Annotated in this window: 15 protein-coding genes; 11 read left to right on the forward strand and 4 right to left on the reverse strand. The window is 46.6% G+C overall.

Features of this window, described 5'->3' with window-relative positions:
* The first annotated feature begins 11 nt into the window (after positions 1-11).
* The 4 genes from lpxK (at position 12) to adk (ending at position 2,905) form a co-directional block, all read left to right on the forward strand.
* The gene (lpxK, locus tag ICN29_RS04985; protein ID WP_216130304.1) at positions 12-1,094 is read left to right on the forward strand and encodes a tetraacyldisaccharide 4'-kinase; all 1,083 of its coding nucleotides are present in this window, start codon (positions 12-14) and stop codon (positions 1,092-1,094) included.
* 71 nt (positions 1,095-1,165) lie between these two features.
* Positions 1,166-1,345, forward strand: a complete 180-nt coding sequence (locus ICN29_RS04990) for a Trm112 family protein (protein ID WP_216130306.1) — start codon at positions 1,166-1,168, stop codon at positions 1,343-1,345.
* 24 nt (positions 1,346-1,369) lie between these two features.
* Complete coding sequence (kdsB, locus tag ICN29_RS04995; protein WP_216130308.1) at positions 1,370-2,131, forward strand: 3-deoxy-manno-octulosonate cytidylyltransferase; 762 nt, start codon at positions 1,370-1,372, stop codon at positions 2,129-2,131.
* A 108-nt stretch (positions 2,132-2,239) separates the two neighbouring features.
* Positions 2,240-2,905, forward strand: a complete 666-nt coding sequence (gene adk / locus ICN29_RS05000; protein WP_216130310.1) for an adenylate kinase — start codon at positions 2,240-2,242, stop codon at positions 2,903-2,905.
* Positions 2,906-2,985: 80 nt separating this feature from the next.
* Here the strand turns inward: adk and nrdR are convergent, their stop codons facing one another.
* Positions 2,986-3,432, reverse strand: a complete 447-nt coding sequence (nrdR, locus tag ICN29_RS05005; protein WP_216130312.1) for a transcriptional regulator NrdR — start codon at positions 3,430-3,432, stop codon at positions 2,986-2,988.
* Positions 3,433-3,461: 29 nt separating this feature from the next.
* Complete coding sequence (gene glyA, locus ICN29_RS05010) at positions 3,462-4,706, reverse strand: serine hydroxymethyltransferase (RefSeq protein ID WP_216130314.1); 1,245 nt, start codon at positions 4,704-4,706, stop codon at positions 3,462-3,464.
* Positions 4,707-4,782: 76 nt separating this feature from the next.
* Between glyA and tolQ the strand changes: the two genes are divergently transcribed.
* The 7 genes from tolQ (at position 4,783) to queC (ending at position 10,163) form a co-directional block, all read left to right on the forward strand.
* Positions 4,783-5,439 (forward strand): protein TolQ, encoded by a 657-nt coding sequence (tolQ, locus tag ICN29_RS05015; RefSeq protein WP_216130316.1) that lies wholly within the window; start codon positions 4,783-4,785, stop codon positions 5,437-5,439.
* 11 nt (positions 5,440-5,450) lie between these two features.
* Positions 5,451-5,870, forward strand: a complete 420-nt coding sequence (gene tolR, locus ICN29_RS05020) for a protein TolR (RefSeq protein ID WP_216130318.1) — start codon at positions 5,451-5,453, stop codon at positions 5,868-5,870.
* Between the two features lie 23 nt (positions 5,871-5,893).
* On the forward strand, positions 5,894-6,697 hold the full coding sequence (locus ICN29_RS05025; protein ID WP_216130320.1) for an energy transducer TonB: 804 nt from the start codon (positions 5,894-5,896) through the stop codon (positions 6,695-6,697).
* A 3-nt stretch (positions 6,698-6,700) separates the two neighbouring features.
* On the forward strand, positions 6,701-8,011 hold the full coding sequence (tolB, locus tag ICN29_RS05030; RefSeq protein WP_216130322.1) for a Tol-Pal system beta propeller repeat protein TolB: 1,311 nt from the start codon (positions 6,701-6,703) through the stop codon (positions 8,009-8,011).
* A 150-nt stretch (positions 8,012-8,161) separates the two neighbouring features.
* Positions 8,162-8,674, forward strand: coding sequence for a peptidoglycan-associated lipoprotein Pal (gene pal / locus ICN29_RS05035; protein WP_216130324.1), 513 nt, complete (start codon positions 8,162-8,164; stop codon positions 8,672-8,674).
* Positions 8,675-9,406: a tol-pal system protein YbgF gene (ybgF, locus tag ICN29_RS05040; protein ID WP_216130326.1), complete on the forward strand. Its 732-nt coding sequence runs from the start codon at positions 8,675-8,677 to the stop codon at positions 9,404-9,406.
* A 13-nt stretch (positions 9,407-9,419) separates the two neighbouring features.
* Positions 9,420-10,163 (forward strand): 7-cyano-7-deazaguanine synthase QueC, encoded by a 744-nt coding sequence (gene queC, locus ICN29_RS05045; protein ID WP_216130328.1) that lies wholly within the window; start codon positions 9,420-9,422, stop codon positions 10,161-10,163.
* 20 nt (positions 10,164-10,183) lie between these two features.
* On the opposite strand, the gene ICN29_RS05050 is transcribed toward queC, so the two are convergent.
* Together ICN29_RS05050 and ribD are read right to left on the reverse strand one after the other, a co-directional pair.
* Positions 10,184-10,801, reverse strand: a complete 618-nt coding sequence (locus ICN29_RS05050; protein ID WP_216130331.1) for a riboflavin synthase — start codon at positions 10,799-10,801, stop codon at positions 10,184-10,186.
* Positions 10,802-10,810: 9 nt separating this feature from the next.
* Entirely contained in the window at positions 10,811-11,926 is a 1,116-nt protein-coding gene (gene ribD, locus ICN29_RS05055; RefSeq protein ID WP_216132016.1) for a bifunctional diaminohydroxyphosphoribosylaminopyrimidine deaminase/5-amino-6-(5-phosphoribosylamino)uracil reductase RibD, read from the reverse strand.
* Between the last annotated feature and the right edge of the window lie 2 nt (positions 11,927-11,928).

Consider the following 11,928-nt stretch of genomic DNA (forward strand, 5'->3'; position numbering starts at 1 on the left):
ATACCTTCATCATGGCGCTATCTTTTTTTCAAAAAGCTCCCCAGTTTTGGGAAAGACGTGGCCCCACTGCTCTCTTACTTTGGCCGCTATCTTGGATTTATAGCTGGATCTTGCGGATTCGTAAACTCATGGGAGATCTAGGTCTTAGCAATCAGCAACCTGCGCCAGTGCCCATCATCATCGTGGGCAATATTCGGGTGGGTGGCACAGGCAAGACTCCCATTGTGATTGCCCTAGCGCAGCGCCTATCGCAACTCGGATGGAAGCCCGGCATCATCAGCAGAGGCTATGGATCAGTGCAAATATCACCCACTCAAGTGCGCAGTGATTCTGATCCAATACAAGTCGGTGATGAGCCCGTCTTGATTGCTAAGCGAACGTATGATCAATTTCCGATCTGGGTTTTTCCGAAGCGCCAACAAAGCATCAAGGCATTGCTTGCTCACTCGCCTGATGTCAATGTGATTATTAGTGATGATGGCTTGCAACACAGCGGACTATCCCGTTGGCCTGCGCGCGAAGGTGGGCGTGATATTGAGTTTGTGGTGCGTGATGGTCGTGGTGAAGGTAATGGCTTTCTCTTGCCAGCCGGGCCATTACGCGAATCAGCGGATCGTGGGCGTGATGCTACCTTATTTACCGAATCCGTAAATCATCAGAAAAGCGGTTTACTAGATGAATACTTTAAAGGTCGGCGCGCGTTCACTTTGCTTGGCACTTTAGGTGCTCCATATCAACTCATTGATTCTGGTAACACCCAAACCTTCGTAAAAATTAGTGAGGAGTTTTTACCAGCTCAAATTACTGCGATTGCTGCGCTTGGTAATCCTCAGCGCTTTTTTAATGCCCTACAAAAACAGGGTATTACAGCGAAACAGCTTGCGCTGCCAGATCATGCAAGCTACACCCCAGAATTTTTTAGCGGTATTAAAGCGCAATGCATTCTGATTACCGAGAAAGATGCTGTGAAATGCGCTGCCATTAGCGATGAGCGAATTTGGGTAGTGCCTATGAACCTCAATCTGCCTGATAACTTGTTAGACTGGCTGCAATCCATTTTGCAAAGGCCTGATCCCCATCGCTACAACTTATAAAGCGCTAAACTAAGCAATAACCTAAGCAAAAGAGTCGCGGTATTCAATTGCTTTTATTACTTTAGAAAATTATGGATAAACGTTTACTTGAAATTTTGGTGTGCCCTTTGTGCAAAAGTCCTTTGCATCTAGATACTGCTAAACACGAACTCATCTGTAAGGCTGATCGTCTGGCTTACCCCATTCGCGATGATGTACCAGTCATGCTAGTTGATGAAGCGCGCGCTCTGAGCGCTGATGAAACTCTTTAAATCCTTCATTCAATCTCTTTTGACATGAGCGCCAATCAAACTTTGGACTTCTTGGTAGTGATACCAGCAAGAATAGGGTCGAGTCGCTTGCCGCGCAAACCACTAGCCGATCTTGGTGGCAAGCCCATGGTGGTTCGGGTAGCAGAGCGCGCTCAGCAATCACTTGCCCAAAGCGTGGTGGTGGCAACTGATTCTGCTGAGATTGAGGCAGCGTGTCGTGAGCATCACATTGAGTGTTTACTAACGAGCGCTGATCATCCTACTGGCACTGATCGCTTAGCTGAAGTAGCGCAGTTACTCAAGCTGCCCAGCAATACTTTAGTTGTTAACGTACAAGGTGATGAGCCACTCATTCCTCCAGAGCTTATTAATCAAGTAGCACAAACTTTAGCGAACAATGCCCAATGCGCTATCGCAACTGTTGCAGTACCCATGAGTGATCAAGCAGAAATTGATAACCCCAATGTTGTCAAAGTAGTGCTCAATCGCGCTGGGGAAGCTTTGTATTTTTCAAGAGCGACGATTCCCTTTGTGAGAGATACGCAGAGCGCTCAAAAAACAGCACATCTTCGCCATTTGGGTATTTATGCCTATCGGGCAGACTTTTTGCAGGCCTACACCAGGCTAGAGCCTGCACCCCCAGAACAAGCAGAAGCGCTAGAACAACTTCGCGCCCTCTGGAATGGCTACCGTATTGCCGTTCACATTGCTTCAGAAGCGCCACCAGCGGGCGTAGATACCCCAGAGGACCTAGAGCGGGTCAGACGGCTGCTTGGAGCCCAGTGAAGAGTCAGAGACGATCCTCTAAGGGCTTCTCGGGGATAATCCTAGTCATCAGAGATAAAAGATCCCGATAAAACACGGGACAATGACAGATCTTGTAAAGGGGAAACAATGCGCTTAATTCTGCTCGGTGCACCAGGTGCTGGCAAAGGCACGCAAGCTCAGTTTATTTGCGAAAAATTTGCCATTCCACAAATCTCCACCGGCGATATGTTGCGCGCTGCTGTCAAAGCAGGAACTGAGCTGGGTATTGCAGCTAAAAAGATTATGGATTCCGGCGGCTTAGTTTCCGATGACATCATCATTGGTCTGGTGAAAAACCGTTTGACCCAGCCCGATTGCAGCAAGGGTTATTTGTTTGACGGTTTTCCAAGAACCATTCCACAAGCACAAGCGATGAAAGATGCTGGTGTGCCCATCGATTACGTTTTAGAAATCGATGTGCCTTTTGATGCCATCATCGATCGGATGAGTGGTCGGCGTGTACACCCTGCTTCAGGCCGCACTTATCACATTAAATTTAACCCACCGAAAGTAGCTGGCAAAGATGATGTGACTGGCGATGATTTAATTCAGCGCGATGACGACAAAGAAGAAACAGTTCGTAAACGCCTACAAGTGTATGACGCCCAAACCCGTCCATTAGTCGATTACTACTCTTCATGGGCAGTACAAGCAAACTCTGCAGATAAAGTGAAGGCTCCTGCTTATCGCAAAGTGAGTGGCACTGGTAATGTGAATGGCATTACTGCTTCGATCTTTGCAGTATTGAAGTAAGTCAATTACCTCAATAAAAAAGGACTGCCATTGCAGTCCTTTTTTATTGGGCTTTATTGCAATTCTCTATTTGAGTTCTTTTATTTAAGCTCTTTCAACGCGCTCTCAAACGATTCAATATCGGCAAAGCTGCGATAGACAGAAGCAAAGCGGATATAGGCTACTTTATCTAAGCGCTTGAGTTCGCGCATGACCAATTCGCCAACGCGTTCACTCGGAATCTCTTTCTCACCCAGGCTGAGAAGCTTTTCTTCAATTCGAGCAATCGATTCATCAACAGAGTCTGAAGATACGGGGCGTTTTCGTAGCGCAAGCTTGATTGAACCGACCAGCTTATCGTGGCTGTACTCAACCCGGCTGCCATTTTTCTTGACGATGGCTGGCAAGGCCAGCTCCACCCGCTCATAAGTCGTAAAGCGCTTATCGCATTTAGAACAACGACGCCGACGTCGAATGGTATCGCCTTCATCGGAGACTCGGGTATCGAGAACCTGGGTATCGTCGTTATGGCAAAAGGGGCAGCGCACGGGGGCTCTTTTCTTTAGTGTTTGAGTACTTAGCCGTAAACCGGGAAACGCTTGGTGAGCTCTGCTACTTGATTGCGTACTTTAGTAATATTTTCGACATCATTTGGATTATCTAAAACATCTGCAATGAAATGGCCGACTTGCCTTGCTTCAGCTTCTTTAAAGCCACGCGTAGTCATGGCAGGGGAACCTAAGCGAATGCCGCTCGTCACCATCGGTTTTTCTGGATCATTCGGAATACCGTTTTTATTGCACGTAATGTGCGCTTCGCCCAAGATGCGCTCAGCTTCTTTACCGGTCATTTTCTTGGCACGCAAATCGACCAACATCACATGAGAATCTGTACCGCCGGACACAATGCGCAGACCACGAGAAATTAAGGTCTCAGCCAATGCCTGGGCATTAGCAATCACTTGTTTTTGATAATCGATAAAGCCTGGCTCTTGCGCTTCTTTAAAGGCGACAGCTTTAGCAGCAATCACGTGCATTAAAGGGCCGCCCTGCAAGCCCGGGAATACTGCAGAGTTAATGGCTTTCTCATGCTCAGCCTTCATCAAGATGATGCCGCCACGCGGACCACGCAAACTCTTATGCGTTGTAGAAGTAACAATGTCTGCATGTGGTACTGGGTTTGGATAAACACCAGCAGCAATAAGTCCAGCATAGTGCGCCATATCTACCAAGAAGATCGCGCCCACTTCTTTGGCTAATTTACCGATGCGCTCAAAATCAATTTTTCTAGAGTAAGCAGATGCGCCCGCAATAATCATTTTGGGTTTGTGCTCGCGAGCCAAACGTTCCATTTGCTCGTAATCAATTTCTTCATTCTTATCTAAACCGTAAGCAATCGGGTTAAACCACTTACCGCTCATATTGAGCGCCATACCGTGCGTCAAATGCCCACCTTCTGCAAGGCTCATACCCATAAATGTGTCGCCTGGTTTTAAGAAGGCCAAGAACACGGCTTGGTTAGCAGATGCGCCGCAATGGGGCTGTACATTTGCCGCTTCAGCACCAAACAAGGCTTTGACACGATCAATAGCCAATTGCTCAGCAACGTCCACAAATTCACAGCCGCCGTAATATCTTTTGCCTGGATAGCCTTCAGCGTACTTATTGGTCAATTGGGAGCCCTGGGCTGCCATGACTGCTGGTGAGGTGTAGTTTTCAGAGGCAATAAGCTCAATATGGTCTTCCTGACGCTTATTTTCGTTCTGAATGGCCTCCCATAACTGGGGGTCGGTTTTGGCTAAGGTGTTCTGACGGTCAAACATGGTGATAATCCTGATGAAGTTGGATTGCTGAGTTAATTAACTTAGTAAAATCAACCTACATCATACAAAATCCACCATGACCACTACACAAGACCTCTCCTTTCTCTCTCTAGTCCTCAATGCCAGCCTATTAGTCCAGTTGGTAATGTTGTTATTACTAGGGATGTCCATCGCCTCTTGGACCATCATTTTTAAGAAAACTGCTGTTTTGCGGGGGGTGAGACAAGACACCGAGCGTTTTGAGCGTGACTTTTGGTCTGGCGGGGATCTGGCCACCCTTTTAGAGTCTGCTCAGCGCAATACCCGCAGCGATGCTGTTCTAGAGCACATCTTTGAGGCGGGCATGCAAGAGTTTATGAAGGTTCATGAAATTGATGCTGCCCGTCGCGCCATGAAAGCAACCTATCAACGCGAGATGGATATTCTCGAAGCGAATCTGCCTTTCTTAGCTTCTGTGGGTTCTGTATCGCCATACATTGGTTTGTTTGGAACAGTCTGGGGAATCATGCACGCCTTCCGCGGTTTAGCAAATGTTCAGAACGCCACCTTAGCGGCAGTAGCGCCCGGCATTGCTGAAGCGCTTGTCGCTACTGCAATTGGTTTGTTCGCAGCGATTCCTGCTGTAGTTGCTTACAATCGCGCCGCAACTGATGTAGATCGTTTGGCGATTCGCTTTGAAACCTTTATTGAAGAATTTACAAACATCTTGCAGCGTCAAACAGCGGGACGTTAAGCGAAAAAGTTATGGCTGGATCTTCTTTACGAAAAAATAAACGTCGGGCGATGTCTGACATTAACGTCGTTCCCTATATCGATGTGATGTTGGTTTTGCTGGTGATCTTTATGGTCACTGCGCCCATGGTGAACCCAGGGGTTGTAAACCTACCAACGGTTGGCGGGGCTAAAGTGCAAGCCTTACCACCAGTCTTTCTGACGATTGATGCTAATGAGAATGTCATCGTGCGTAAAGACGGCGAGCCAGTACAAACTCTCAATCCATTTGAACTGGGTGCATTTGCAAGATCACAGGCAGAAAAATCCGCTGATCAGCCCATCGTGCTGGCTGCAGATAAGTCGATCAAATATGAAACTGTCATGAGTGTGATGTCTAAACTCAAAGAGAATGGTGTTAAACGCGTTGGCTTAGCAGTTAAGAGTCAATAAAGCTTAGTACAGATAATTTGTCCATGAACAGTGCGCAAACTTTTCCATCCAATCTCTCTCCGTTCAAACGGGGGCGTCTCACAAAAGAAGAGAGTACTAAACGCGCCTTTAGTTTTTCATTAATTGCGCACTTAGGTCTATTGGCCTTTTTAGTGATTGGCATTAGTTGGAATAACAGTACGCCTTCTGGAGTAGAAGTGGAGCTGTGGGATTCTATGCCACAATTACAAACTACACCAGAACCAGAACTGAAGACAGTAATAAAAGAAGAGGCTGCGGATATTGCGGTCAAGAAAAAGCCCGTAGAAAAAGAGCCTCCTAAAAAAGAAGTGGTGAAGGAGACCCCAAAAACAGCCAAGCCTCCTCCGCCCAAGGAAAAAGAGCAGCCTAAAAAAGTGGAAGCTCCCAAAGCACTCTCGCCAGCAGAAATCAAAGCCAATGCCGCTGCTGAAAAAGTACGTGCAGATCAATTAGCCCGTTTGCGCGCTGCTGCAGGCGCTGAGGGCGGCAGTGGCGGCACAGTTGGTAGCGGAGTAGGTGGTGGTGGCAACGCACCTCCCGGCTGGACTGACAAGGTGATTAAAAAAGTAAAGCCGCTCATTGTGTTTAATGCAGAATCGGTCAGTGGCAATCCTGCAGCAGTGATACAGGTGAGCCTCGCTCCCGATGGCGCCATCTTAAACACCAGCCTTGTGAGCTCTAGTGGTAATCCAAGTTGGGACCGTGCGGTATTGCTAGCGCTTTCTCGTGCAGAAAGCTTGCCAAAAGATGACAATGGCAAAATTCCCCAACGTGAAGTAAAGCTGACCTTTAAACCCAAGGACTAATGCATGTTGCAGTTGATGAAAAGAATGATTTGGAAATTGCAATTACTCAGCATGACGGTTGCTACCCTGTTGATTGGTATCACAACACCAGCACTGGCTCAAATGAATATCGAAATCACGGGCGTTGGTCAATCGCTATATCCCATTGCTGTGATGCGCTTTAAAGATGAAAATAAATTACCCACCAGCGTTACTGAAATCATTCGCCAAGATTTAGCACGCAGTGGTTACTTCAAAAATACTGAAAATGGTAATGCTGTTGAAAGTGATGATGGCACTCCAAACTACAAATCATGGTCTGCGCGTGGTGCGGACGCTTTAGTCATTGGCTCCGTTGTCCAAACTGGCAATGCTCAGTTTGAGATTTATTACAAGTTATTTGATATTCGTAAATCCCAAAGTTTGGGTGGCTTAAAACTAGACTCCAGTGCTGACAATCTGCGCGCTGCAGCCCACAAAATTGCCGATGACATCATTCTCAAGCTACTAGGCGAGCGCGGTGTGTTCTCCACCCGCCTATCCTATGTAATTAAGGACGGCAAACGCTATCGCTTGGTGATTTCGGATGCGGATGGTCAAAATATTCGTAATGCACTCAATAGTAGTGAGCCTATTATTTCTCCATCATGGTCGCCTGATGGTAAGAAAGTAGCTTATGTCTCCTTTGAAGATCGCAAGCCAGTAGTTTATGTTCATGAGCTTGCAACCGGTCGTCGTATTTCGCTTTCGAACCAAAAGGGAAATAACAGCGCGCCAGCATGGTCACCCGATGGCAAGAAGTTAGCAATCTCACTTTCTAAAGATGGCAATACCCAAATCTATGGCATTAATGCTGATGGCACAGGCTTGCATCGCTTAACGCGTGGCAACACCATTGATACTGAGCCGCAGTACTCTGCTGATGGTCGTTCTATCTATTTCACCAGCGATCGTGGTGGTAATCCACAAATCTATCGCATGAGCGCTGAAGGTGAGCAAGCTGAAGGCGTCAAAAGAGTGACTTACAAACAAGGTTTTGTGACTTCGCCACGCATTTCTCCGGATGGAAAATACTTAGCTTACATTGCTAATATTGGTGGCGCCTATCGCCTCTACATTCTGAATTTGGCAACTGGTGATGCACAAGCATTGACTGATGGCACTAGTGATGAATCCCCTTCTTTTGCAGCCAATGGTCGCTATGTGCTGTACTCGACCAAAGTCAATGGTAAGCGCGTATTAGCCGCCGTCTCTGTTGATGGAAACTCAAAACAGGTTCTGAGTATTCCAGGTTCTGACGTTCGTCAGCCGTCTTGGGGTCCATTTATGGATTAAGGCTTACTCAGTCTTTATCCATAAATCCTTGCTGCGATCCCCCTTTTAGGGCGAAATCGTTACTTTTCATAGTCTTAGAGGCATAATATTGTCTGTAAGCTCAGATATTGACTGGGTTATTTGCTTAAGCTTGTCAGAAAAGGAAAGACCATGAAAATTTCTCTCGCACGTCGTGCCGCAACACTCACCCTCATTGGGTTAAGCGCCTTGTTAATGGCAGCGTGTTCTAGCGTCAAATTGGATGACGTAGATGCTGCTAGTGGAAGCGGTAGTGGTGGCGGTAGTGGCAAATTTGGCTCACAACCGTGGAATGACCCTAGTAGCCCATTATTTGATAAAAGTGTTTACTTCGGTTTTGATGAGTACACCGTACAGACTAAATACCAAAAAATGCTGTCTGCTCATGCAAGTTATTTAAAAGCCAATCCAAAACAAAAAATTATCATTCAAGGCAATACTGATGAGCGTGGTACTGCCGAATACAACTTGGCGCTGGGCCAACGACGTTCCGATGCCGTTCGTAAATCATTGAACTTGATGGGTGTATCGGATGATCAGATAGAAGCCGTCAGTTTCGGTAAAGAAAAACCTAAAGTAGAAGGTGATACTGAAGCAGCTTGGGCAGAAAACCGCCGCGCTGACATTGTTTATATCGCAAACTAAATGAAGATGCTTTCACACTCAGCAAAACAAACGCTCTCACGAGCGTTTTGTTTAAGTGCTACCGTTCTTTGCTTGGGCGTATCTAATAGCGCTTGGGCCCTCTTCTCTGATGATGAGGCCCGTAAGGCTATTTTGGATCTGCGCAAGTCGCTAGCGACTACCCAGCTTGAGTTGCAAGGTCAAATTGAAAAACTGAAAGCAGATAATGCTGAGCTGCGCGGCAAGATTGAAAGCCTTGAGAAGCAAGGTGAAGACATCAACTCTAGTCAAAAAACTTACTATCAAGATTTAGATGCTCGCTTAGGGAATTTTGAACCGCGCACAATCACGATTGAAGGTGTGAGTGGGATAGTGCAGCCCGACGAGAAAAAAGCGTATGACGATGCCTTAAAAGCATTTCAGGCTGGTAACCTCAAAAAGGCGAACGAAGCTTTCTCTGCATTTGCAGCGAAGTATCCAAAAAGTCCTTACCTACCTTTAACACTCTATTGGGGCGGTAATAGTAAATATGCTAACAAAGATTACGCTGGCGCAATCAGCCAATTACAAAGCCTAATTAAAAAATATCCTGATCATCCACGCGTGCCTGCTGCGATGGTTACTTTGGGAAACGCTCAATTAGAGAGTGGCAGCAAGGCGGCTGCTAAAAAAACGTTTGCTGAGATCGTTGCTAAATATCCTGATACCGAAGCAGCGAAAGACGCGCAACAGCTTCTGGCTGCTACTAAGTAATATCAACTAAGCCATGTCCAAGCTGTCTGCTGCATTTGAGAGTCTTGCGCCACGCAAACCTGGCGCCCCTGCGGTCATCTTATTTTCTGGTGGCTTAGACTCTACGACGGTACTCGCCTTAGCCAAAGACTTAGGCTACGCGCCTTATGCGCTCTCAGTAGCTTATGGACAACGCCACTCTTCTGAACTAGCGGCGGCCAAACATATTGCTAAGCAAATGGGCGTCATACGTCATGAAGTGGTCAATCTAGATCTCACCCGTTTTGGCGGCTCGGCTTTAACGGACTCATCGATTGCCCTGCCAACCACTCCTGGTAAAGATCTAGAAATTCCGATCACCTACGTGCCCGCACGTAATACGATTTTGCTGTCACTAGCCTTGGGGTGGGCGGAGTCATTAGGTGGCTTAGATGTGTTCTATGGGGCCAATGCCTTGGATTATTCAGGCTATCCTGATTGTCGCCCTGATTATGTTGCTTCTTTTGAACAGATGGCTAACTTGGCAACTAAAGCCGGTGTACAAGCAATTAATAATGAAAATCGCTTTCGGGTTCATGCCCCCATCATTAATTTAAGCAAGGCTGAGATTATCCAACTTGGTAGCACAATGGGTGTAGATTACTCACAAACAGTTTCTTGCTATCAAGCCAATGATTTGGGTGAAGCTTGTGGTGAGTGTGAGTCTTGTCGTCTCCGCCAAATAGGCTTTAAGCAAGCGAATGTGAGTGATCCCACTCGCTACCGCAAAAGCAAATAAATTAAAATTAGCTCTTAGATTTATTTATCTTGAGTTTCAAGCATACGCGCAACATAACGCGCGATCAAATCAATCTCCAGATTCACGGCATCGCCCTGCTGTAACTTACCTAAGGTAGTGCTTTGCAGTGTGTGGGGAATGATATTGATATCTACCACGCAAGCATCTGGACTGTCTTCTGTCTTGTTGACTGTCAGTGAAACGCCATTCACCACAATCGATCCTTTGTAAGCCAAGAATGGAGCTAAGTCTTTAGGAGCCTCAATGCGGAGTAGCCAAGAACCATAAGCATCATTTGCTACTTGTGAGAAATGTGCAACTTTACCAACGCCATCGACATGCCCGCTGACTAAGTGGCCGCCCAAGCGATCATTTAAGCGCATTGCTTTTTCAAGATTCACAGGGCCTACTTTATCTAGGCCAACTGTTTTATTGAGAGACTCGCGTGAGATATCTAAGGAGAAGGTGTTGCCTTTGAATTGTGTCGCAGTCATACAGGCACCCGCAATAGCAATACTATCGCCTAAAGTAACATCATCTAAGTAGCCTGCTGGGACCTCAACTTGCAAATGCAAACCATCGCCCTTCGCTTGTGCGCTTGTAATTTGACCAACAGCAGTAATGATTCCAGTAAACATAGGGTGATTTTAGTTCTTAATTAATCTTAGCCTTAAATCAGGGCCGAATAAGCGCTGATCAATGACTTGCCAATCCTTTGGTGTATCCAAAGTAGTTGGCGTTGGCACATTGGCCATACCAATCCCTTCGCCCATGAAAAATGGGGCGTAGTAGAGTAATAACTCATCTACACAGTTTTCTCGAAGCATCGATCCATTAAGCTTAAAGCCTGACTCAATATGAATCTCATTCATCTGGCGCTCTTTGGCAAGATAAGAAAAGAGTTTTGGTAAATCTACTTTACCAAATGCATTAGCCATCGCAATGACTTCAATACCGCGTTCCGTCAAAGCCTTAGTCTTCTCATGGTTTCCTGGTGAATTTAGATCAGCACACACAATGAGAACTTTGGATTGATCGAGCTGATTGAGAATCTTGGCGTTTAGTGGCGTTTCCAACTTAGAATCAATAATGATTCTCCAGGGCTGACGCTGCGTTACTACATCCCTCACATTGAGAGAAGGATCATCTTCTTTGACGGTGCCCACTCCTGTAACAATTGCGCAAGCTTGTGCGCGCCAATGATGACCATCTGCTCTTGCAAGTGGTCCAGTAATCCACTGACTCTTTCCATTGGGCAATGCAGTCTTGCCATCCAAGCTGGCAGCGATTTTCATGCGGACCCAAGGAAGACCTCTTATCATCCTCGAGATAAATCCGCGATTAAGTTCCCGGGCTTCCAAGTCCAATAAACCAACTAGCACTTCAATGCCGGCTGCTTTCAAACTTTCCAACCCCTTACCTGCCACCAATGGATTGGGATCACTCATAGCGACAATCACTTTAGCTGGCTTGGCAGCAATCAGGGCATCAACACAAGGAGGTGTTTTACCGGTGTGGCTACAGGGCTCTAGTGTGACGTAGACGGTAGATCCCAGAGGATTATTGCCGTTAGATTGAGCATCAGCTAAAGCTTGAACTTCCGCATGAGCTTCTCCCACTTTTTGAGTAAAGCCGCGCCCAATGATTACGCCATCTTTCACAATGACACAGCCTACCCGCGGATTTGGGTTGGATAAATAAAGTGCTTTTTGAGCCTCGGCCAAAGCCTCGCTCATAAACTGGTGGTCAACTGCGCTGTACATGT

The sequence above is a fragment of the Polynucleobacter nymphae genome (genome assembly GCF_018882155.1).
In the GTDB taxonomy this organism is placed as follows: Bacteria; Pseudomonadota; Gammaproteobacteria; order Burkholderiales; family Burkholderiaceae; genus Polynucleobacter; species Polynucleobacter nymphae.

Bases quoted from the DNA above. Each gene is read 5' to 3' on its own strand.
- lpxK (WP_216130304.1), top strand. From the start codon at position 12: ATGGCGCTATCTTTTTTTCAAAAAGCTCCCCAGTTTTGGGAAAGACGT.
- ICN29_RS04990 (WP_216130306.1), top strand. From the start codon at position 1,166: ATGGATAAACGTTTACTTGAAATTTTGGTGTGCCCTTTGTGCAAAAGT.
- kdsB (WP_216130308.1), top strand. From the start codon at position 1,370: ATGAGCGCCAATCAAACTTTGGACTTCTTGGTAGTGATACCAGCAAGA.
- adk (WP_216130310.1), top strand. From the start codon at position 2,240: ATGCGCTTAATTCTGCTCGGTGCACCAGGTGCTGGCAAAGGCACGCAA.
- glyA (WP_216130314.1), bottom strand. From the start codon at position 4,706: ATGTTTGACCGTCAGAACACCTTAGCCAAAACCGACCCCCAGTTATGG.
- tolQ (WP_216130316.1), top strand. From the start codon at position 4,783: ATGACCACTACACAAGACCTCTCCTTTCTCTCTCTAGTCCTCAATGCC.
- tolR (WP_216130318.1), top strand. From the start codon at position 5,451: ATGGCTGGATCTTCTTTACGAAAAAATAAACGTCGGGCGATGTCTGAC.
- ICN29_RS05025 (WP_216130320.1), top strand. From the start codon at position 5,894: ATGAACAGTGCGCAAACTTTTCCATCCAATCTCTCTCCGTTCAAACGG.
- tolB (WP_216130322.1), top strand. From the start codon at position 6,701: ATGTTGCAGTTGATGAAAAGAATGATTTGGAAATTGCAATTACTCAGC.
- pal (WP_216130324.1), top strand. From the start codon at position 8,162: ATGAAAATTTCTCTCGCACGTCGTGCCGCAACACTCACCCTCATTGGG.
- ybgF (WP_216130326.1), top strand. From the start codon at position 8,675: ATGAAGATGCTTTCACACTCAGCAAAACAAACGCTCTCACGAGCGTTT.
- queC (WP_216130328.1), top strand. From the start codon at position 9,420: ATGTCCAAGCTGTCTGCTGCATTTGAGAGTCTTGCGCCACGCAAACCT.
- ICN29_RS05050 (WP_216130331.1), bottom strand. From the start codon at position 10,801: ATGTTTACTGGAATCATTACTGCTGTTGGTCAAATTACAAGCGCACAA.
- ribD (WP_216132016.1), bottom strand. From the start codon at position 11,926: ATGTACAGCGCAGTTGACCACCAGTTTATGAGCGAGGCTTTGGCCGAG.